Raw genomic sequence first — 21,172 nt, 5'->3', positions numbered from 1 at the left:
TCATTAGTTTCGAACTAGATAATCGAATGCACCTAAAGCAGCAGTTGCACCTGAACCCATCGAAATAATAATCTGTTTATACGCGCTGTCTGTGCAGTCTCCTGCAGCAAATACGCCGGGTACGTTCGTTGCACCACGCTTATCGACAACGATTTCTCCAAATTTCGTACGCTCAACGGCGTCACCTAGCCATTCCGTACTCGGCACAAGACCGATTTGAACAAAAACACCAGCTAGTTCAACATGCTTTTCTTCACCTGTTTCACGCTCGATGTAAGTAATACCGTTTACGTTATCAGTACCGGTAATTTCTTTCGTTTGAACATTTTTATGAACTGTAACGTTGGATAAGCTGTAAAGACGCTCTTGTAGAACAGAATCGGCTTTTAACTCAGGCATAAATTCAAGAACAGTTACATGGTTTACAATTCCTGCAAGGTCTATCGCTGCCTCGATACCGGAATTACCTCCGCCAATAACAGCGACATCTTTACCTGCAAATAATGGGCCATCACAATGAGGGCAATATGCGACACCTTTGTTTTTAAACTCAGCCTCGCCAGGTACTCCAACATTGCGCCAACGCGCTCCTGTTGAAAGGATAACGGTTTTACTCTTTAGAACAGCACCGTTCTCCAGTTCAATTTCAACTAGATCTTTCTTCTCCAAACGTTTTGCACGCTGTAAGTTCATCACATCGACATTGTACTCTTTTACGTGTTCCTCAAGACTTGAAGCAAGTTTAGGACCTTCCGTATGCTTAACACTGATGAAGTTTTCGATCGAAGCTGTATCCAAAATCTGACCACCGAAACGATCAGCAACAATCCCTGTACGAATGCCTTTACGTGCCGCATAAATTGCTGCACTTGCACCCGCTGGTCCACCGCCGATAACGAGTACATCATACGGATCTTTATCCGCGAATTCTGATGCATCTGGTCCGCTTCCCAGTTTTGCTAAAATTTCTTCGACAGACATACGACCGCTAGAGAATGATTCTCCATTTAATAATACAGTCGGAACAGCCATGATGTTTTTGCTTTCCACTTCATCTTTAAACGCTGCGCCATCAATCATCGTATGCGTTATGTTAGGGTTTAACACGCTCATTAGGTTAAGTGCTTGTACAACTTCCGGACAGTTTTGACAGCTTAAACTAATATACGATTCGAAGCGATAAGTGCCCTCAAGGTTTTTCACTTGTGCGATCACTTTCTCATCGACTTTAGGAGCTCTACCACTCACTTGTAATAAGGCAAGAACGAATGAAGTGAATTCGTGTCCAAGTGGTATACCAGCAAAAACAACGCCAGTATCTTCAGCGATACGATTAACGCTAAAGCTCGGTGTTCTTTCTAAGTCTACCATTTCTACTTTAATGCGAGATGACATGGTGGCCAACTCATCCACTAGTGACGTCATATCACGCGACACTTTATCTTCTCCTGCGCTAACTTTAAGTAGAACATCGCCCTCCATCAATTCAAGATATTGGGCTAATTGTGCTTTTATATCTGCGTCTAACATGATTGTATCTACTCCTTAAATTTTCCCTACAAGGTCAAGGCTTGGTTTAAGTGTTTCTTCGCCTTCTTTCCATTTTGCTGGGCAAACCTCACCTGGATTGTTGCGAACATATTGTGCTGCTTTGATTTTATCAACTAGAATGCTTGCGTCACGACCAATGCCATCTGCATTGATTTCAGCTGCTTGAACGATTCCGTCTGGATCGATGATGAATGTACCACGTTGTGCAAGACCTGCTTCTTCGTCGAGTACATCAAAGTTGCGTGAAATAGTTTGTGCAGGGTCACCGATCATAATATATTCCAGTTTGCTAATTGCATCTGAATGATCATGCCATGCTTTATGTGTAAAATGTGTGTCCGTTGAAACAGAATATACTTCAACGCCAAGATCTTTTAGTGTCGCATATTGATCTTGAAGATCTCCAAGTTCAGTAGGGCAAACGAATGTAAAATCTGCTGGGTAAAAGCAAACAACACTCCATTGACCTTTTAGGTTTTCTTGAGAAACCTCGATAAATTCACCGTTACCGCTATTAAAAGCTGAAGCTTTGAATGGTAATATTTCTTTTCCTATTAAAGACATAATTAAAATTCCTCCTAGTGTGTTTTTGTACATAGTTAGTTTAGGTTATATAGTCCAGTCCTAAACGGCAGTAACAATAAAATATACTGCATCTTAACTATAATAATTATAATTACATAATTATTGTCGTATAAGTGTCCCGATTTGTCAACAATTCTACTCTGTCCTAGAGTACGAGTCATCGGTTAATACTGATGCTAATAATAGTTTTATTGACTAGATGCGTCTTTTCATGGGTCCGAAACAGAAAGGAAGTATATTTTTATTTCATTTATAAATTCTCAATTATCTTAAGGTATTCTCAATTATAGAATATTCAGTCAACTAATTGATACTTTCCCAACAGAGGGTTTATGATGACGAATGGAAGTTTTGTTTTTAGAAAAGTTATTTTTTTCAAAAGTAATTACTCCGCTAAACCAAATGTTAGGCGCAAAAAATTACAAGATAAAACTCGAACTTCTAACTTTACATACCCCCTTAAGGTATGTTAGAGTGTAATCAAGATAGGAGGATAAACAGATGGAAAACTTAGTGGAGGAAGTAGCTTGCCATAAAGAAGAGGTTACATCATGTCGAAAAAGTCATCATCCAGAACATGTGAAAAATAATTTAACAACTCGATTGAATCGAATTGAGGGTCAAATTCGCGGTATTAAAGGCATGATTGAAAAAGATGTTTACTGTGATGATGTGATTACTCAATTGTCTGCTACACAATCTGCGTTAAATAGTGTTGCCAAAATTCTTTTAGAAGGTCACTTAAAAGGTTGTGTCGTCGATCGCCTTTCAGAAGGTGATGAAGAAGTATTAGACGAATTAGTAGTAACGATTCAAAAGCTCATGAAAAAATAAAAAGAATAGTGACTATTTTTTTAATTGATATATACCCCCATAGTGTATAAGGGGAATACAAAAGGAGAGAAAAAGATGAAAAATATAACTTTAGAAGTACAGGGTATGTCTTGTGGGCATTGTGTGAATGCAGTCGAGGGAAGCGTTGGTCAATTAGCAGGAGTAGAACAAGTAAAAGTGAACCTAGCGGATGCTCAAGTCGAGGTAGCATTCGATGAATCGCAAGTAACACTTGATACAATTAAAGAAACGATTGAAGATCAAGGATATGAGGTAGAATAAAGAGTGCTTTTTAAAGCACTCTCTCATTTTCAATGAATTATACCCCTAATAGGTATGAGGAGGTAAACATTATGAGTATAGAAGTAAAAGAATCAAATATACAAATTACTGGAATGACCTGTGCGGCATGTGCTACCCGTATAGAAAAAGGGCTCAATAAAATGGAAGGTGTCGAGCAAGCAACAGTCAATTTGGCATTAGAAAAATCATCGATTAAATATGACCCATCCAAACTGAATGCAGTAGATTTGGAAAAGAAAATTGAAGCACTTGGCTATGGTGTAGTGAAAGAAAAAGCGGAATTTGATATTACAGGAATGACTTGTGCAGCATGTTCTACTCGTATTGAAAAAGGGTTAAATAAAATGGAAGGTGTTGCATCAGCGAACGTTAATTTAGCGCTTGAAAAAGCAACAATCGAATTTAATCCGTCAGAAGTAACAATTGCGGACATTATTGCGAAGGTAGAGAAGCTTGGTTACGGTGCACATCAAAAGCAAGAAGATAAAGAACAAGTAGACCACCGTGAAAAGGCCATCAAAGAACAGAAACGTAAGTTTATTGCATCGGCTATTTTGTCGTTACCATTATTATGGACGATGGTAGCGCACTTTTCTTTTACATCATTTTTATACGTGCCAGACTTTTTAATGAATCCATGGATACAACTAATTTTAGCAACACCGGTACAATTTATTATCGGAAAACAGTTTTATGTCGGTGCATATAAAACGCTTCGTAATGGCGGTGCCAATATGGATGTGCTTGTTGTTATGGGTACTTCTGCAGCCTATTTTTATAGTGTTTATCAGGCAATTATTACAGCTGGGACACATCACAGTCCCCACCTATATTTTGAAACAAGTGCTGTACTGATTACACTCATTGTTTTAGGTAAATTATTTGAGGCCAAAGCTAAAGGCCGTTCATCTGAAGCGATTAAAAAATTAATGGGACTTCAAGCAAAAACAGCAATCGTTTTACGTGACGGTATTGAAAAAGAGATACCATTAGCAGAAGTAATGATTGGAGATACTATTTTAGTAAAGCCAGGTGAAAAAATTCCAGTTGACGGAGAAGTACTAGAAGGAACGTCAGCCGTTGATGAATCCATGTTAACAGGTGAAAGTTTGCCGGTTGATAAAAAAAGCGGTGATGTCTTATACGGTTCGACGATTAATAAAAATGGTTTTATCAAAATGAAAGCTACAAAAGTTGGTCGTGACACTGCATTGGCTCAAATTATTAAAGTAGTAGAAGACGCTCAAGGATCAAAAGCACCAATTCAACGTATGGCGGATCAAATATCAGGTATTTTTGTACCGATTGTAGTTGGAATCGCGATTCTTACCTTCTTAGTATGGATTATTTGGGTTAAACCAGGTGAGTTTACACCTGCACTGGAAGTGTTAATCGCGGTATTAGTTATCGCTTGTCCTTGTGCTCTTGGTTTAGCGACACCAACTTCTATTATGGCAGGTTCGGGTCGTGCAGCTGAATTTGGTATTTTATTCAAAGGCGGCGAGCATTTAGAACAAACACAAAGCATTGATACAGTCGTTGTAGATAAAACAGGAACTGTAACACATGGTAAGCCTGTATTAACAGATATTTTAGTAGTAGCTGATCAAGACGAAGAGAAATTTTTATCATTGATCGGTGCAGCAGAAAAACAATCCGAGCACCCATTAGCACAAGCAATCGTACAAGGGATTGGGGAAAAAGGTATTCAACTTGGTGACGTCCAATTCTTCGAAGCAATTCCAGGGTATGGTGTGCAAGCAACCGTTTCAGGTCAAGGCGTTGTCATTGGAACACGTAAGCTCATGCAGCAATACGGCATCGATATTACAGCTATTCTTCCAACAATGGAGAAATTGGAGAGCGACGGTAAAACAGCGATGTTAGCTGGGATTAATGGACAATATGCAGGGCTAGTTGCTGTAGCAGATACAATCAAAGACACATCAGTGGAAGCCGTACGTCGTTTGAAAGAAATGGGTATCAAAGTCATTATGATGACAGGTGATAATAAGCGAGCAGCACAAGCTATTGGGAAAGAGGTAGGCGTTGACGCGGTCATTGCAGAAGTTCTTCCAGAAGGTAAAGCAGAAGAGGTGAAGAAACTGCAAGCGACCGGTAAAAAAGTGGCGATGGTCGGAGATGGTATTAATGACGCTCCAGCACTAGCTACAGCTGATATTGGGATGGCTATTGGGACAGGGACTGACGTTGCGATGGAAGCCGCTGACGTAACGCTAATCCGAGGAGATTTAAATAGTATTGCCGATGCAATTTTAATGAGTCGCAAAACAATGCGCAATATTAAACAAAACTTATTCTGGGCATTTGGCTACAATACACTTGGTATTCCTATTGCAGCCATCGGGTTACTTGCTCCATGGGTTGCAGGTGCAGCAATGGCATTTAGCTCTGTGTCAGTCGTGTTAAATGCTTTACGTTTGCAAAGAGTGAAATTAGAAAAATAGATTAGTTAACTATAGAGTGAACGGTGTTTACACTGTTTCCTCTATAGATTACATATTACTCCATGTAAATTCAGAGGCTTCTATATATAGTAAGAACAATTGGAGTTATTGTATATTGAATATAAAAGAAAGTTATGAAATAATTTTATAAACTATATAGGAGTGATATAAATGACATTAATTTCTGAGATTCTTGATTACAATAACAAATTTGTTGAAGATAAAGAATATGAAAAATATGAAACGACTAAATTTCCTAATAAAAAAATGGTGATTCTTACTTGTATGGATACACGACTTGTGGAATTATTGCCCAAAGCAATGAACGTAAAAAATGGTGACATCAAGCTTATTAAAAATGCGGGAGCAATTGTGTCGCATCCATTTGGAAGTGTCATGCGAAGTATATTAGTTGCCGTTTATGAGCTTGGTGCAAAAGAAGTCGCGATCGTTGGACATCATGGTTGTGGAATGAATGGGTTAGAGCCTAATTCTTTCTTAGAAAAATGTAAGGAAGGCGGATTAGATGAAACCGTCCTACCAACCTTAATGAATGCAGGTATTGACGTTAAAAGCTGGTTAACAGGATTTCAATCAGTTGAAGAAAGTGTCGAACAAAGCGTTAATATGGTCAAGAATCATCCGATGTTTCCCAAACACATAAGTGTCCATGGGCTTGTAATCTGCCCCGAAACAGGAAAGTTAGATGTAGTAGTAGACGGATATGAGCGTTAAATGATTGAAAAATCCTTTCCTGATGTCTTTACATTCATCTATATTAAACAAGGAATTCGGTTTTTAAATCAAATGTACAATTATGAAATATGGATAAAAAAACAGACAGAAATGTAGCTTTTCTGTCTGTTTTTTATGCTTAAAATGTGTAGGATTCACCATCGTCTGGCACTAATACATTGGAAGAGATTCCTTTTTCCTGACTAAAGTTTTTCAATTCTTCTTTCGATAATGTCCAGTAATTGACAGCTTCCATATGGACGGAAATAATTCTTGCGTCAGGAGCAGCTTTATACAATTCATAAACATCCTCTTTCCCCATTACGAGCGAACCGCCTTCAAGGAATTGATTGTCTCCAGCATTTACAACAATTACTTCCGGTTTATGTGTCTCAATCACTTCTTGAACAGCTTCATACCAAACAGTATCTCCTGCTACATATAACGTTTTTTCACTTGGATGTTTGAAGACGACACCGCATACTTGACCAGCAAGTTCTAACACCGGTCCTCTTCCATGTTCCCCTTTTGTTTTAACTAATTGAACATCTTCAAAGAGCGTATCCTCTTGTAAAACTTCTATATTATTGAAACCAGCGTTGTGAATTACTGTCGCATCCTCCGCATTTTGGACAAATAATTTAATATCTTTTGGCAATGTATCTATAGCGGCATCATCCCAGTGATCTAAATGTAGATGTGTGACGATTACCGCATCGACATTAATTAATTCATTAATTGGTGTAACCAAATTAACCAGTGGATTGTTTTGATCCTGTCTTAATGAATTAGGGAAAGGTGGGTAAGTTCCTTTCTCTGCTAACATTGGGTCTATTAAAAACTTTTTGCCTGCATATTGAACAACGAGCGTAGCATTTCGAATAAGTTGAATATCCATAATTACAACTCCTTTTCTTTGATTCGTATATAGTTTATACTATGGTCAATCAGCGTTACATAGATAAATTCAAGTCTTTTTGGGGTTTGACTTGATAAATGAAAGGAGTTAAACAAATGTTAGATAACACGGATCAGCTTATTTTGGATGAGCTATCCAAAAACAGTCGTATCACCATGAAAGAATTGGGTGAGAAGGTCCATTTAACTGGACAAGCTGCTTCAGGTAGAGTTGCCAAGTTAGAGGATAATGGCTTGATAGAGGGGTATACAATAAAAGTTAATCAAACTAAATTAGGGTATTTTATACACGCTTTTATTACGATTATTACACAAAGTACTTACCATCAACCTTATCTATCGTTTATAAAAACTCAAGAAGCATACATAATCCATAATTATAAAATCAGTGGGGATGGTTGTTATTTTCTCGAATGCAAATTTCCATCGAATAAAGCATTAGATGAATTTCTGGAAGATTTAAACAAACATGCAAATTATAAATTATCAATTGTTATTAATAAGTAGTTTGAATTAATAGGGTAGGACTAGTTGTCAGTGTTGACAATATACCTGTGAGGGTATAATATGATGACTGTCAGTAATTTTGTGATGAACTTGGAGGTGAACTTCTATGGAATATAATGATCAACTTAAAAATAGAGTAAAGCGTATGGAAGGGCAACTTCGCGGCATCTTAAAAATGATGGAAGAAAACAAAGATTGTAAAGATGTCATTACCCAGTTGTCGGCTGTTCGCTCAGCAGTAGATCGTACAATAGGTGTGATTGTAAGTTCAAACTTAGTTGAATGTGTTCAAGATGCTGAAAAAAATGGAGAAAAAACGGACGAACTAATTAAAGAAGCTGTCAACTTGCTTGTAAAAAGCAGATGAAACTTAAGGGTTGACATCTTTTTTTTCTTCCGTTAATATACCCATAGGGGTAACGGTAAAAGAAAAGGAGGAATAAAAATGAATGTTGATAAAGTATTAGATGTAAAAGGATTAGCATGCCCAATGCCAATCGTAAAAAGTAAAATGGCCATAAATGCACTTGAAGAGGGTCAATTACTAGAGGTTCACACAACAGATAAGGGAGCTAAAAATGACTTCCCAGCCTGGGCTAGATCTGGTGGGCATGAGCTTCTGAAACATGAGGAAGAAGATGAAGTATTAAAGTTTTGGATTAAAAAGGGCTAATTCTATTTTTTTATACAGTTTTATACCCTAGGGGGTAAATAATTTCCGTTAAGGTGGTAACAGATTTGGAATACGTAATTTACATCCTTATCGCTCTTTTCTTGGTTTTCATTTTACAGCGTGCTCTACCAACAAAAGGAGTAAGGCAACTATCAACAACAGATCTAAAAGAAGAGTTAAATAACAGGGAAAAGCAATTTGTGGATGTTCGAACACCTGGTGAATTTAAAGGTAATCATATCAAAGGCTTTAAAAATATTCCTCTTCACCAACTTTCTCAAAAAGCGGATAAGGAACTTTTAAAGGAAAAAGAAGTGATTGTTATTTGCCAAAGTGGAATGAGAAGTCAAAAAGCGACTAAGATATTAAAAAAAATGGGCTTTACTAAAGTAACAAATGTAAAAGGTGGCATAAGCACCTGGAGATAATAGAATAGGGGGACTTAAAATGAAAGAAATGACTGCAAAAGAAGTGGAGACTTTAATGAATGAAGGAAAGCTATTAAATATAATCGACGTGCGTGAGGTAGATGAAGTAGCAGATGGGAAAATTCCAGGAGCAATAAATATTCCATTAGGATTAGTTGAGTTTCGTATGCATGAATTAGATAAGTCAAATGAGTATATCATGGTTTGTCGTTCAGGAGGAAGAAGTGGACGTGCAACAGAATTCCTTGAAGAACAAGGTTATAACGTGATCAATATGCAAGGTGGCATGCTTTCTTGGGAAGGCAAGGAAGAGTAAATTTTTTTAGAATTTCATATACCCCCAATGGTATTTAGGTGACGAAAATGAAGGATATTTACAAAAAATCGTTAAGGAGAGATTTGAAAATGAATTCAGTAACAGTATATACAACAACACAATGTCCTTATTGTGTTATGTTAAAGAACTTTTTATCCGAACAAAACATTCCTTTTATTGAAGTGAATGTGGAAACACAACCTGAAGTTATGCAACGACTTGTAAAAACAACAGGACAAATGGGAGTGCCACAAACTGAAGTGAATGGTCAATGGATTGTAGGCTTTGATCCAAACAATATCATGATTGCATTAAGAAATGGAGGAAAAATAAATGAATAGAAAAGTAGCAATTATCGCAAGTAATGGTGGATTATTTGATGCATACAAAGTATTTAATATCGCAACTGCAGCTGCTGCAACAGATCAAGAAGTAGCCATTTTCTTTACATTTGAGGGATTGAACTTAATTCACAAAGAGGCATATCAGCAACTTCCAATGCCAGTAGGAAAAGAGCATTTTGCAGAAGGATTTACTAAAGTCAATGTTCCGGCCATCCCGGAATTAGTAGCAATGGCAAAAGAGATGGGTGTTACATTCATTGGCTGCCAAATGACTATGGATGTTATGGGATTAGATAAAGAGAACTTTATCGATGGAATTGAAGTAGGCGGAGCTGTTACATTTTTAGAGTTTGCTAAAGACGCTGACGTAACATTGACATTTTAACTTCATTCAGCTGAAATTTTAGGCTTCTAGAAATGAAAGGTAATGAAGATTGAGATTAAATATTAATAATTTAAATGGGGGAATGTGAACGCTGGCAGAGTTGAAAACAAATTTAAATATTGTTTGGCATGGTGGAGCAACAGGGAATGGGACTCTTAAGGCAGATTATCTGGATACAAAAGTCGCTATTCCAATCTCTTTGGGTGGCAGTGGAAACGGGACAGATCCTAAAGAGTTACTAGTTTCTTCAGCCGCAACTTGTTTTATAGCAACGCTTACTTATATGCTTGAAAGCAGAAAGTTACCTGTAGTAGAACATACAATAAATTCCGAGGCAGCGATATCCGATAATGGATTTAACATAACTCACTATCCACAAATCATTTTATCTGCGGATGCAACAGAAATACAAATTCAATCTGCACAAAGAGCAATAGAAGGAGCAGATAAAGAATGCGAAGTCGGAAACTTATTGAAAAAAGCAGGCGTTACTATTGAAGTACAAGGTAAAGTTTTTTTGAAATAAAAGAAAGAAGATGTAACAATCACGTTTTAAATTTTTTTATAAATAAATATACCGCAGGGGGTAAAAATATGACTGTGAATACCATGACTTCAAAAGAGGTAACAAAAAAGTATTTAACAAAGAAGAGCTATTTATTTTAGATATTCGGAATGGAAGTGATTTTGCAGACTGGAAAATTGAAGGGGAGAACTTTGATTATTTAAATGTACCATATTTTGAATTACTTGATGGTGTAGAAGGGATTTTGGCTAAGATTCCTTCTGATAAAGATGTACTTGTTGTTTGTGCCAAAGGGCGCTCGTCTATGGTAGTGGCAGAGATGCTTACAGCGGCAGGACTTTCAGTTTCTTCCCTAACGGGTGGAATGAGTGCATGGAGTGAACATTTAGAACCTGTAAAAATTGGGGATCTAAAAGATGGTGGAGAAATTTATCAGTTTGTACGAATTGGTAAGGGATGCTTGTCTTATATGATCGTCTCAAACGGTGAGGCTGCCATTGTAGACGCTGCAAGAATGACGAATGTCTATCTGGATTTTGCAAATCGTATTGGGGCAAAAATTACCCATATTTTCGATACGCATCTACATGCCGACCATATTTCTGGTGGGAGACAACTTGCTGAAAAAACAAACGCAATATACTTGCTTCCACCAAAAGACGCTGTGGATGTTACCTTTGAATATGAACCATTAGAAGATGGAGATGTAGTGACAATTGGTAATGCTTTTATAAATATTCATGCGTTATATTCTCCAGGACATACAATTGGATCAACGTCTTTTGTTGTGGACGAAAAGTTCTTATTATCAGGAGATATATTATTTATTGATTCCATTGGAAGACCAGACTTAGCTGGGTTAGCCGAGGACTGGGTTGAGGATCTAAGAGAAAGTCTATACACGAGATACAAAGAGTTATCTGGGGAACTAATCGTTCTACCAGCACACTTTATGATTATAGATGAATTAAATGCAGATGGTAGTGTATCTGAAAAGTTAAGTACGCTCTATGAAACAAATCATGGGCTAAACATGGAGGATGAAAATGAATTTAGACAAATGGTGACTGAAAATTTACCGCCACAGCCAAATGCATATCAAGATATTCGTGAAATGAATATGGGGAAAAAGAGCACTGATGAAGAAACGCAACGTGAAATGGAAATTGGACCAAATCGTTGTGCAGTTCGATAAGGAAATTAAAAAGGGAGCTATTGTAGCTTCCCTTTTTAGTAGGAGGTTAAAATGGATATAAGCTTTATTGCTATCATCTTCTTCATAGGATTAATAGGCTCATTTATTTCGGGAATGTTAGGAATAGGTGGATCCATTATTAATTTTCCTATGTTGTTGTATATCCCTTCAGCACTTGGTATTGCTCATTATACAGCCCATGAAGTGTCGGGAATAACTGCAATTCAAGTATTTTTTGCGACAATCGGTGGTGTCATTGCCTATCGTAAAGGTGAATTATTAAATAAAAAACTGATTGCTTACATGGGTGTTAGTATTTTAATTGGTAGTTTCATTGGAGGATTTGGCTCCACACAGATTCCTGAAAGCGGAATTAATATAGTCTATGGAATTTTAGCGATAATTGCTGCCATCATGATGTTCATACCTAAAAAAGGACTTGATGACATACCCCTTGAGCAGATAAAGTTTAACAAATGGATTGCCGCATTACTTGCCTTAATCGTGGGAGTAGCTGCAGGAATTGTTGGTGCAGGTGGGGCGTTCTTATTAGTGCCCATCATGCTTACTGTATTAAAAATACCAACACGAATGACAATTGCTTCCTCCTTGGCGATAACCCTTATTTCATCAATTGGTGCCATTAGCGGAAAAGTGTCAACCGGGCAAGTAGAATTCTTACCATCACTTATCATGGTGATTGCAAGTTTAATTGCTGCACCACTTGGGGCTATGACTGGGAAAAAGTTAAATACAAAAGTGTTACAGATAATTTTAGCTGTATTAATATTTGTAACTGCAGTGAAGATTTGGTTAGATATATTATAATGTTGCTGACTTGAACAAAATGCATCAGAAAATTACTACTATGAAAACGAAAGGAGAAGATATGATTACATTAACATCGCTCACTTCAGTAGAAAAGTTTATCGAGGACCATCAATTTAGTTTCTTATATGTATCCAGAACTAATTGTGGCGTATGTCATGTTATACTGCCTCAGTTGAAGGAGTTGTTAAAAGAATTTCCACTCATACAGCTAGGGCATATAAATGCAGACGTTGTCGAGGAAATAGCTGGACGTCTTTCGATTTTTACGGTGCCTGCGCTACTTTTATTTGTAGATGGCAAAGAAATTATAAGGGAAGCCCGATTTGTTCAAATGCAATCTTTACAGGATAGGATAGGTAAAGTTTATAACATGATTGTTCACGAAACAGACTGATGTTGATTCATTCACTTCGCGATTATAGTTTGGAAAGGATGACATAAGATGAATCATTGGAATGCACGTTTTCAAACAGAGGATTATGTTTATGGTAAGGAACCAAATGTCTTCTTGAAAGAATTTCAACATAAATTAAATGTTTCTGGTAACGCTTTGGCCATAGCTGAAGGGGAAGGGCGAAATGCAGTTTACTTAGCAGAACAGGGAATGAACGTTACAGCTTGGGATTATGCGGAATCTGGACTTCAGAAAACAAATAAGCTTGCGAAAGAACGGGATGTAGCTATCTCGACAGAACTGGTAGATTTAAACGAAGCAAACTGGAGTGAAGCTAAATGGGATGAAATTGTATGCATTTTTGGTCACTTTCCGGCCGAGCTTCGAATGAAAACCCTTCAAGGTGTAAAGGAAGCTTTAAAGCCCGGTGGATATTTCCTGACAGAGGTGTATTCACATTACCAGATTCCTTATCAAAGTGGTGGACCGCAAGAACTGGATTTTCTATACAAACCAGAGGAGTTTTTGAAAGACTTTGCTGACTGGCGCATAGTTCACTCTTTCATGGGAGAGGTTGTCCGTCATGAAGGTGAAAAACATAATGGATTATCACATGTAATTCAATTTGTTGGGCAGAAACCGAAAGATCAACAAAATTAAAGCAAAAATGATTCCATATATATCTGAGTCGATTTTTTATGATTTAGAAGATTATAAGCTCTATAATTTGTCGATCAGTATAGGGGAACTGCGCGGTAAGATACTAAGATGTTCGCCATGATTTCCGCTCCAGGCGGACGCTTTCCGTGGGGCGAGCGGTGAGCCTCCTCCTCCGCTAACGCTACGTGCGGGGTCTCTCCTGTCTCGCTAATCCCACAGGAGTCGTCGCCTTACATTCCAATCAATAGAACCTACTAATAATCACTATAAAGTAAGTCTTATTCCATTAATATTAGGTTTTCCTATAGAAAAACAATATAGTACTAGATTTAGTGCATCATTTCTTAGTAATGAGCAGACTCTACTGGATTGTAGCGAAAGGGTGGCGACTCCAGCCGGAATAGCTTGAGCTGAAGACCCTGGACTGAGCGTAGAGAAGGAAGCGGCTGAAGTCAAGCCGGCGGAAAGCGTCCACCCTTGTAGCGGAAATCCCAGCGGACACTTCATTCAACTCACTACCGCGCAGTTTCCCTATTATATCCGACATTCCACTATTATGGCTCATTTCCATTTGCCATATCTGCCATATCGTCTATTTCCTTCATTTACTTGAAGTAAGGTTTATTGGCACTCATGAAATGTGCTTTGTCAGAGAAGCTGTCGATGGGGGAATGTTTCTAAATCAGGCATGATTATAAAATAAATATACCTTAAAGTTACATTTTCTATTATTCTACTACTGTTGGATGGTTAGGTAAGTTGGATACCTGCTTTTTAATTAGTTTTCTTTGTATATACAACTCTGCAATAACAATATTAGGCACCCAAGCCAACCATGCGATAATAGCATAACTAAGTTCGAATCGCTCTAAACCTAATAACAACATGAACAAAGGTAGCCAAATGCGCAGTGTGACTGCTGCAAAAGTTAAGGAGTAATTACGTATCATCCACTGTTGGTGATCATTCACTCGATTAGCTTTTACTTTAGCAAGTGCTTGATAGGCAGAAACCAACCATAATACTGACAAGGAACCAAAACCTAGCTTTCCAGCCAATCCTCCTGTAGCGTAAAATGCTAGATAAAGACCGGAAACACCGCCGAATAGAATACCGAGCATATACAGCTTTCCTAATCGTTTATGACGAATAATATTTTTTTCTCTAAACTTTGCAGATAAAGTGAAAGGACCAATCGCTAATGCTACAACACTTGCTGCAATATGGATAAATAGCATAACGTACCAGAATGTACTCAACTTAGAAAGCGACATTAACTTCATCTGAACGAGCCCTGCATGATCCACTCCGATAATAAAATACTGAACAATGGCATAACCTGCTACTCCAATTGCTAAAAAAGTAAAAATAAATCCACTTATTTTATTCATCTTGATACCTCACCATTTTTAATAGAATTAAATTCTGCTTTGCGGCATAAATATACTATCTGCGGAAAATTCCGTCAACCATTAAAAACTTACAAAAGAGTTAGTGGTGATAGCTCGAATCGTATTTTCTCTAGAGACAAATATAAAAGTTATAAGAGAATAAGAATATTATATAATTTTTATGAATTTTTATGCTAAAATAATTACAAACGGACGTATGAAGGGATAAAATTTGGAAGAAGTGTATCTTTTGAGTTTATTTTTTACGTATTTACTAGCAGGACTTGCGATTGCAATGCCTGTAGGAGCAATGACGGTTGAAATGACGAAGCAAGGTTTGAAAAATGGGTTCATGCATGGTTGGGCTGTGGGACTAGGTGGGATGACCATCGACTTCCTATTAATTATTGCCTTATATATGGGACTTGCTTCTGTACTTGCCGAGCCTTTTATTCAAATACCAATGTGGCTTATTGGTGCAGGATTTTTAGCATTTTTAGGTTATGAATCTATTAAAAATGCCGATCAGGGCATTACGTTGGCTGGTGAGAAACCAACGAAATCATTTTTTAGCTCATATCGCAATGGTTTGCTTGTAGCAGTTTCTCCTGGAAACCTTGTATTTTGGATTTCTGTCTTTGGAGCAGTGCTTGCTGATTCTTACGATACGACACAGCCCGCTACATTTTTAATTGTTGGAGCTGGTATTTTGTCAGGTATCTTGCTTCATGATGTTGGATTACTTGCAATTGTTTCAGTAACAAGAAAAGTAATGAATCAAACCATGATAAAATGGGTATCCATCATTGCTGGATTAATATTGTTTGGTTTTGCTGGATACTTTTTATATGAGTTTGTATTGACGATAAAAGAAATATTATAGTTACCCTTTAACAAAGGATGGAAGTTAACGACTTAGCGATGAACTAATAAGTGCCAGTTGCTCACATGTTTATTAGTGTGAGTGACTGGCACTGTTCATTATTCAATCTGCTTCTCGTGCTTTTTGCGTATCCCTTACATTTTTCTGAACTGTTATTGCTGCAAATATGCTAAGAACAAAAGCCATAGCATAAAACCCTTTTTCGCTTAAAACAATACTTCCTGCATTGTATAAGCCAATGCCCATCAATAAAATAGAAATAATAATTGCAACCCAGCTTATTCCATAATAAATATTCGTAACTGGGATTCCTTCCTCTTTGTCTCTTACTGCTTTTTGTAAAGATACAGATGCATAGAGTCCAAATATTAAAATTGCAAAGTAATAGCCTTTTTCATTCAATTCCATTGCGGCATTGAACAAACCTATTAGATAAGCAGAGATTCCTATTATCAGTGCTGCCACAGAAGCCCCTTTGAAAGCGGAAGTAGGTTCACCATCTTTTCTTTCCATTTTCGGTTTTGGGACATTTTGTTTTTCCTTATCAAAAAATCCTTCATGATCATTAGTCATTGAATGTTTCCCTCCTTTATAACCATCATATCCAAACGACTATTAATCGGCAACGTTTTTTGAATAGTCCATCCTTTCTAAATAAATGAATCAAACAGTTTAAAGAAAAAGAAATAATTCGAACTAGCAGGAACAATGAAAGAGGGGATAAAGGTGTAAGTTATATAATATATGCACAAAAGAAAAATCCTATTTCCCTTAATGAGAAATAGGATTCTTGCTGTTTAATCATCATTTTAGCAAATGTACATTTATTCTTGTGGTTTATGCGCAATAATTACTAGCTTTCCTTTATCGAGCTCCATTTCTGCAGCTGCAGCTTCTTCTTTTGATAACCCGGTTGCCTCCATTTTATTACGGAGTTCGTCCCCACGAGAAGTAAAAATATTTTTCATCGAATCCAGAAGACCTTGTTCTTTTAAACCAACGTCTTTTGTATCTAAAGCATCATTAATATCGTCGGCTCTTTCTTTGAAATGGGCGAAAATATGAATGTGGTCCTTTGAATAACCTTGTGATTCCAGTGTCTCAATTTCTTGTTTTGCTTGTAAGGCATTTTCTACTGTTAATTTGACTGTCATTATAATTCCTCCATTTGTTGTTTTATTTGTGATATACCTATCTTTACCCTTCCGGATATGATTTAAACAAAAGTGAAAATTCTGTGGAATCAAAAAGTGTGAAAGAATATAATGACTTTGATATGCTTAAAAGAAAATAGAATGGAAGAAGTTCATATGGATAATAAAATAGAGCAGATAGCAAGTTTTAAGGCGGCAATGGGCAATTACCCTACAGGCGTAACAGTAGTAACAGCATTTAACCAAGAGGGGAAACCAATGGGGCTGACAGTTAACTCATTTGCATCGGTTTCCTTAGAACCACTACTTATTTTATGGTCAATTGATAAGCGAGTGTACTCGTATGAAGAATTTTTAAAAGTAGACAAATTTACCGTGAATATTTTAGCTTCTGATCAAAGTGATTTATGTACGCTATTTTCTAGCAAAGTAGAAGACCGCTTCAGCCAATGTGACTGGAAAAAGTCTGAACTGGATTTGCCGGTTCTTGCGGATACATTAGCTACTTTACAATGTAAAGTATTTAGCCAAATTGATGCAGGAGATCACACGACGATTATTGGTGAAGTGCTAGATATCCAAAATGAAGATAAAGAACCGCTTCTTTATCATCGAAGAACTATTGGAGCTATACCGGAAGAATTTTATAATTAAGTGCCAAAAAAGATGTATTCTATTTTAGAAGGCATCTTTTTTGCTATCGATAGGCGAAAAATCTCCATTTTACCTTCGAGAAAATTCTATTATAATTATGCAAATTATCATCGTAAAAATTCAGAATATATGGCATAATCAGAATGAATATGTTTCCAATAACTTTAGAAAAGAGGTTCTCAGATGGGGCGAGTTGTACACTTTGAAATTCATGTGGATGATATGGACAGAGCTAAGCAATTTTACGGAGAAGTTTTCGGTTGGCAATTTGAAGACTGGAGTGACTTTGCAGGAACACCTTATTTTGGGGCTATCACAGGAGATAAAGAGGAAAGGGGAATTGATGGTGCCTTAATGCAGCGTAGAACTCCATCACCTGAAAGTGGACAAAGTGTAAATGCATTTGTTTGCACAATGCAGGTGGAAGATTATGATTCTACAGAAGCAACCATTTTAGCTCAAGGCGGTACAATTTCTGTTCCCAAGCATGCATTGCCTGGAATGGCATGGCAAGGATATTTTACCGATTCCGAAGGGAATATTATTGGTATTCACCAAGCAGACGAAAATGCCAAATAAGTGAATGATGCCAGGAACCGACACTATTTTATATAGTTTGGTTCCTGGCATTTATATCTATTCAAAATCTAATTTATAATCATTTGCTTTAATCAGTTTTAACTTTCGAGAGAAGACATAGATGAGACCGATATTTAATAGAATCGGGAGTATTAAAAACGTGCTTAACATGATGGTTACATTTTCTAAAGTCCATCCGCCATCCGCTAAGTTTATGTAATTTAAAGGTCCAACTAATCCGGATATGCCGAACCCAGCACTATAAGGTGTTCCTTGGATGTTAAGTACTCCTGCGAGTGCACCTAGTATTGCTGCACTAATTAGCATAGGAAAAGCAATCTTTGGTTTCATAAAGAAGTTTCTCATTTGAATTTTCGGAGAACCAAGCACATGTGCAAGAGCGGTTCCAAGGCTATTTGCTTTGTAGCTTGCAATGGCCAAACCAAACCCAGTTGCAACAATACCTAGATTTGCGGCACCCGATCCAATACCAGAGAGCATAATAACTGTAGCAACTCCAACAGTAGAAATAGGGGATAGGATAATGAGACTGAAAACTACTGCTATAATGGCACCCATTAAAACTGGTTGTAACGTTGTGAGATGGGCTATACCTTGTCCTAATAAACCAGTCGAGTTTTTGATAAATGGTAATAGCAAATATCCAATCATCCCCGGAACTAAAATAGTTAAAGTAGGAATAACTAGAATGGAATATTCCCTTAATCGGTCACCAACTAGTTTTACAAATAAAACTGCTAGTGCGGCAGTAATTCCCGTGTTAATAACAATTCCGATGCCTTGAAGCGCAAATAAGCCGTCTGCTGTTTTTTGAACCGCACCACTACCGACCATCGCTGCAATACCAACGCTAGCTGTTTGAATGGGTGTTAGTTCAAACTTAATCCCGACCATAACACCAATCATCACAGGTAATAAACTCATAACAAATATAGTAATATCAAATAAATGCTGTAATGCGGGAATATGAGGGATTACTAACTTTAAAATCTCTCCTAACAGTGCATTAGGGATCAATGCGACTACAATCCCTATGCTCATCCCGGTTAATAACTTATTGAAAAAGTCTTTCACGTTACTAATCTCCATTTCTATTATGTATATTGTTGTTCATTATAGGGAGTATTCAGAAAACATTCAATATACTTTAACGCTTTAAAGTGGAAGTGTAAGAAATTGCATCAAAAATATATTATATTTAGGTGTATTTATGTGATTGAAAATAAAATAAATCCCTTTGAACATTTTATTGTTTAAAGGGAGTTGATTTATAAAAGTTAATTTAGTCTCCGACATAAAAAAGTTTAAACATGATTTCTCTTTGTGGCACTTGAAGTGTCTCAAATCTTTGTAGAAAAGCTTTTTTATCATAAGGTGCATGATGGATTTGAATAGCTGGCTGCTTCGGTTTCGCAAAGTCGATAATCGCATAAGGAGCCGTACTTCCTTTTGAAACACCTAGTGCACCAGGATTTACATAAATTTGATGTTCATTTCTCAAAAGGTGTTCAGGATGATGGTGTCCAAAACAAATAATATCAGCAGGGTAATGGGCGAACATTTTCTCCATATTATTTAGAGTTGGCTCTAGTATACTGTGAAAGGGCTCGTCTTTAATATGGGCATCACGCTTATTTAATTCAATATGATAGTGAATTCCAATGGTGCGCGTCTCGTTTATTTCTTTTTCAATAATCCGAGGCAATCGCCTTAGCTTAGCCTCATTTTCAGTAGATAATTGCTTTGCGACCCACTCGTGATGTTCCCGTGTGTGTTTATAGGTTTCTGGATGTCCTTCCCCTGTAATAAGTGACAGGATGGCTTCATCATGGTTTCCCGTAATCATTCGGATGTTTGGACGCGGAAATAGTAAATCTAACACTTCGTTCGTGTCTGGACCCATGGCAATCATATCGCCAAGGCACCAAATTTCTTCTATATCTCCATGTGCGTCTATTTCTTTCAAGACTGCTTTAAGTGCTAGTTCGTTGCCATGAATATCTGTCAGTATAGCAATTTTCACATGTATTCACTCCGTTCAAGGGAATAATTTATCCTTTTCATCAGGAGCAGCATTTTTTTTTCGTTTCACTATTTTAGATAAATAAAATAAAAGGATTGCTGCTGCGATAATAATCCAAATAATATATTCATCCCAGTTGGCGGACAGTATTCCTGCTGGTATGAGTGCGAGGACGAAGAAATAAATAAAATGACCAATAGAAGTTGCGAGTATATAAGGAAGCAGTCGGATAGTGCTGAGACCTGCAACAATATTGACTAAGCTCGTAGGAACAAAGGGAAAGATTCTCGCTTGGAATACATAAGCAAATCCATTTGCATCTATTTTTTCTATCAGTTTTGTATTAAATTTTTCTGCAATAACCTCTTGAAAAATATAGCGCGCACCATAATAAACAAGCAAAGAGGCAAGCACACCAGTTAGCCAACTCCATATAAAACCATTGATAAACCCAAATAGTGTCATATTAATCGTAATCACAAGAATGAGTGGGAAAACAGTAAAAGAGTTTTGAATGAGCATGACTAGAAACATGAAAAATAAAGCATATCCCATATTTTTATTTAAAAACGTACGAATTGCTTCCACGTCACCGTTCCAAAGTAACATGATTAACTCTCTATTCAATATAAAAAAGAAGCCGAAAAGTAACAATCCACACCATAGTAACCATTGTCTTTTGGTTAGTTTATTTAATATAGTTTTCATAAGTCACCGTGCTTTCTATACAATGTACGGTTCAAAGAGAATTATTATTCAATAGTACCATGATTTTGTAAAATCTAAAGTAAATTGCTAAGCTAGGAATAAAAGA

General features: G+C 37.0%; 27 protein-coding genes and 1 pseudogene. 19 read left to right on the top strand and 9 right to left on the bottom strand.

The genetic code is table 11. The features are described 5' to 3' along the window. Positions 1-3: 3 nt before the first annotated feature. Together ahpF and ahpC are read right to left on the bottom strand one after the other, a co-directional pair. Positions 4-1,533, bottom strand: coding sequence for an alkyl hydroperoxide reductase subunit F (gene ahpF / locus OR571_RS20720; RefSeq protein WP_282246323.1), 1,530 nt, complete (start codon positions 1,531-1,533; stop codon positions 4-6). Positions 1,534-1,545: 12 nt separating this feature from the next. Further along, entirely contained in the window at positions 1,546-2,115 is a 570-nt protein-coding gene (gene ahpC, locus OR571_RS20715; RefSeq protein WP_282245659.1) for an alkyl hydroperoxide reductase subunit C, read from the bottom strand. A gap of 522 nt (positions 2,116-2,637) precedes the next feature. Here ahpC and OR571_RS20710 point away from each other — a divergent pair. From OR571_RS20710 to OR571_RS20695, 4 genes are all read left to right on the top strand, one after another. Continuing rightward, complete coding sequence (locus tag OR571_RS20710; RefSeq protein WP_282245657.1) at positions 2,638-2,970, top strand: metal-sensitive transcriptional regulator; 333 nt, start codon at positions 2,638-2,640, stop codon at positions 2,968-2,970. A 75-nt stretch (positions 2,971-3,045) separates the two neighbouring features. Further along, complete coding sequence (gene copZ, locus OR571_RS20705; RefSeq protein ID WP_142538114.1) at positions 3,046-3,252, top strand: copper chaperone CopZ; 207 nt, start codon at positions 3,046-3,048, stop codon at positions 3,250-3,252. Positions 3,253-3,323: 71 nt separating this feature from the next. Continuing rightward, positions 3,324-5,741: a heavy metal translocating P-type ATPase gene (locus OR571_RS20700; RefSeq protein WP_282245654.1), complete on the top strand. Its 2,418-nt coding sequence runs from the start codon at positions 3,324-3,326 to the stop codon at positions 5,739-5,741. A gap of 171 nt (positions 5,742-5,912) precedes the next feature. Further along, positions 5,913-6,476 carry a beta-class carbonic anhydrase gene (locus tag OR571_RS20695; protein WP_282245652.1) on the top strand — a complete coding sequence of 188 codons (564 nt, stop codon included), beginning with the start codon at positions 5,913-5,915 and terminating at the stop codon, positions 6,474-6,476. A gap of 139 nt (positions 6,477-6,615) precedes the next feature. Here OR571_RS20695 and OR571_RS20690 read toward each other — a convergent pair whose 3' ends face one another. Further along, the gene (locus OR571_RS20690; RefSeq protein ID WP_282245650.1) at positions 6,616-7,374 is read right to left on the bottom strand and encodes an MBL fold metallo-hydrolase; all 759 of its coding nucleotides are present in this window, start codon (positions 7,372-7,374) and stop codon (positions 6,616-6,618) included. A gap of 116 nt (positions 7,375-7,490) precedes the next feature. Here OR571_RS20690 and OR571_RS20685 point away from each other — a divergent pair, with 116 nt between their 5' ends. The 12 genes and pseudogenes from OR571_RS20685 (at position 7,491) to OR571_RS20630 (ending at position 13,653) form a co-directional block, all read left to right on the top strand. Beyond that, positions 7,491-7,901, top strand: a complete 411-nt coding sequence (locus tag OR571_RS20685) for an Lrp/AsnC family transcriptional regulator (protein ID WP_282245649.1) — start codon at positions 7,491-7,493, stop codon at positions 7,899-7,901. A gap of 106 nt (positions 7,902-8,007) precedes the next feature. After that, positions 8,008-8,268: a metal-sensitive transcriptional regulator gene (locus OR571_RS20680; RefSeq protein WP_142538109.1), complete on the top strand. Its 261-nt coding sequence runs from the start codon at positions 8,008-8,010 to the stop codon at positions 8,266-8,268. A gap of 78 nt (positions 8,269-8,346) precedes the next feature. Beyond that, complete coding sequence (locus OR571_RS20675; protein ID WP_282245648.1) at positions 8,347-8,574, top strand: sulfurtransferase TusA family protein; 228 nt, start codon at positions 8,347-8,349, stop codon at positions 8,572-8,574. A 65-nt stretch (positions 8,575-8,639) separates the two neighbouring features. Beyond that, positions 8,640-9,002 (top strand): rhodanese-like domain-containing protein, encoded by a 363-nt coding sequence (locus OR571_RS20670; RefSeq protein ID WP_282245647.1) that lies wholly within the window; start codon positions 8,640-8,642, stop codon positions 9,000-9,002. Between the two features lie 19 nt (positions 9,003-9,021). Continuing rightward, positions 9,022-9,318, top strand: a complete 297-nt coding sequence (locus OR571_RS20665) for a rhodanese-like domain-containing protein (protein ID WP_282245646.1) — start codon at positions 9,022-9,024, stop codon at positions 9,316-9,318. Positions 9,319-9,407: 89 nt separating this feature from the next. Continuing rightward, positions 9,408-9,659: a glutaredoxin family protein gene (locus OR571_RS20660; RefSeq protein WP_142538105.1), complete on the top strand. Its 252-nt coding sequence runs from the start codon at positions 9,408-9,410 to the stop codon at positions 9,657-9,659. After that, on the top strand, positions 9,652-10,047 hold the full coding sequence (locus tag OR571_RS20655) for a DsrE/DsrF/DrsH-like family protein (RefSeq protein WP_282245645.1): 396 nt from the start codon (positions 9,652-9,654) through the stop codon (positions 10,045-10,047). Before OR571_RS20660 ends, OR571_RS20655 begins: the two co-directional genes overlap by 8 nt. Positions 10,048-10,147: 100 nt before the next feature. Then, on the top strand, positions 10,148-10,573 hold the full coding sequence (locus tag OR571_RS20650; RefSeq protein WP_282245644.1) for an OsmC family protein: 426 nt from the start codon (positions 10,148-10,150) through the stop codon (positions 10,571-10,573). Between the two features lie 68 nt (positions 10,574-10,641). Next, positions 10,642-11,768: pseudogene (locus tag OR571_RS20645) on the top strand (MBL fold metallo-hydrolase). Positions 11,769-11,819: 51 nt separating this feature from the next. Further along, complete coding sequence (locus OR571_RS20640; protein WP_282245643.1) at positions 11,820-12,596, top strand: sulfite exporter TauE/SafE family protein; 777 nt, start codon at positions 11,820-11,822, stop codon at positions 12,594-12,596. 40 nt (positions 12,597-12,636) lie between these two features. Continuing rightward, positions 12,637-12,993, top strand: a complete 357-nt coding sequence (locus tag OR571_RS20635; RefSeq protein WP_282245642.1) for a thioredoxin family protein — start codon at positions 12,637-12,639, stop codon at positions 12,991-12,993. A gap of 48 nt (positions 12,994-13,041) precedes the next feature. After that, positions 13,042-13,653 carry an SAM-dependent methyltransferase gene (locus tag OR571_RS20630; protein ID WP_282245641.1) on the top strand — a complete coding sequence of 204 codons (612 nt, stop codon included), beginning with the start codon at positions 13,042-13,044 and terminating at the stop codon, positions 13,651-13,653. 728 nt (positions 13,654-14,381) lie between these two features. Here the strand turns inward: OR571_RS20630 and OR571_RS20625 are convergent. Further along, complete coding sequence (locus OR571_RS20625; protein WP_282245640.1) at positions 14,382-15,044, bottom strand: DUF2306 domain-containing protein; 663 nt, start codon at positions 15,042-15,044, stop codon at positions 14,382-14,384. A 250-nt stretch (positions 15,045-15,294) separates the two neighbouring features. On the opposite strand from OR571_RS20625, the gene OR571_RS20620 reads away from it, so the two are divergent. Beyond that, positions 15,295-15,927: a LysE family translocator gene (locus tag OR571_RS20620; protein WP_282245639.1), complete on the top strand. Its 633-nt coding sequence runs from the start codon at positions 15,295-15,297 to the stop codon at positions 15,925-15,927. Between the two features lie 102 nt (positions 15,928-16,029). Here the strand turns inward: OR571_RS20620 and yiaA are convergent, their stop codons facing one another. Continuing rightward, positions 16,030-16,500 carry an inner membrane protein YiaA gene (gene yiaA, locus OR571_RS20615; protein WP_282245638.1) on the bottom strand — a complete coding sequence of 157 codons (471 nt, stop codon included), beginning with the start codon at positions 16,498-16,500 and terminating at the stop codon, positions 16,030-16,032. A 251-nt stretch (positions 16,501-16,751) separates the two neighbouring features. Then, positions 16,752-17,081 (bottom strand): YflT domain-containing protein, encoded by a 330-nt coding sequence (locus tag OR571_RS20610; protein WP_142538096.1) that lies wholly within the window; start codon positions 17,079-17,081, stop codon positions 16,752-16,754. A gap of 156 nt (positions 17,082-17,237) precedes the next feature. On the opposite strand from OR571_RS20610, the gene OR571_RS20605 reads away from it, so the two are divergent. After that, positions 17,238-17,735 carry a flavin reductase family protein gene (locus OR571_RS20605; RefSeq protein ID WP_282245637.1) on the top strand — a complete coding sequence of 166 codons (498 nt, stop codon included), beginning with the start codon at positions 17,238-17,240 and terminating at the stop codon, positions 17,733-17,735. A 183-nt stretch (positions 17,736-17,918) separates the two neighbouring features. Further along, complete coding sequence (locus OR571_RS20600) at positions 17,919-18,314, top strand: VOC family protein (RefSeq protein ID WP_282245636.1); 396 nt, start codon at positions 17,919-17,921, stop codon at positions 18,312-18,314. Between the two features lie 57 nt (positions 18,315-18,371). Here the strand turns inward: OR571_RS20600 and OR571_RS20595 are convergent, their stop codons facing one another. From OR571_RS20595 to OR571_RS20585, 3 genes are all read right to left on the bottom strand, one after another. Then, complete coding sequence (locus tag OR571_RS20595) at positions 18,372-19,409, bottom strand: PTS sugar transporter subunit IIC (protein WP_282246322.1); 1,038 nt, start codon at positions 19,407-19,409, stop codon at positions 18,372-18,374. 208 nt (positions 19,410-19,617) lie between these two features. After that, positions 19,618-20,358, bottom strand: a complete 741-nt coding sequence (locus OR571_RS20590) for a metallophosphoesterase family protein (RefSeq protein WP_282245634.1) — start codon at positions 20,356-20,358, stop codon at positions 19,618-19,620. Positions 20,359-20,373: 15 nt separating this feature from the next. Next, positions 20,374-21,066, bottom strand: a complete 693-nt coding sequence (locus OR571_RS20585; RefSeq protein ID WP_282245632.1) for a TVP38/TMEM64 family protein — start codon at positions 21,064-21,066, stop codon at positions 20,374-20,376. Between the last annotated feature and the right edge of the window lie 106 nt (positions 21,067-21,172).

This window comes from Psychrobacillus sp. NEAU-3TGS, from assembly GCF_029955155.1.
Classification (GTDB): domain Bacteria; phylum Bacillota; class Bacilli; order Bacillales_A; family Planococcaceae; genus Psychrobacillus.
This window is presented reverse-complemented; position numbering and strand designations above follow the sequence as displayed.